General features: G+C 44.3%; 1 pseudogene. It reads left to right on the top strand.

The features are described from left to right. Positions 1-327 (top strand): annotated as a pseudogene (locus tag AB4653_RS28650) (chemotaxis protein); the annotation flags it as partial.

A 327-nucleotide genomic window follows, 5' to 3' on the forward strand; every position in this document is an offset into this window, starting at 1 on the left:
ACGATTGCTCACCCTAATGCTAAGAACAATGGCGAAACGCTATCAAGCTACCTGCCACAAGCGACTATTCGCGAGGGATCTCAACAAATTGAAGTCGACGGTAAAAAGTTCCTAGTGAACTTCACTCACATCCCAAGTGAAGATTGGTACATCGGCGCAATACTTGATGAAGAGATCGCTTACCAAACCGTTGAAGATCTGAAAAACAGCTCGATAATCTACTCTTTAATTGCGGTTATTCTCAGCATCATTGCATTAACCGTCCTTATTCGTGTGTTAATGCGCCCGCTTGAGACGCTTAACCAAGCCATTCAAGATGTTGCGAGC

Origin of the sequence: Vibrio sp. 10N.222.48.A3, assembly GCF_041475345.1 — a bacterium.
In the GTDB taxonomy this organism is placed as follows: Bacteria; Pseudomonadota; Gammaproteobacteria; order Enterobacterales; family Vibrionaceae; genus Vibrio; species Vibrio tasmaniensis_A.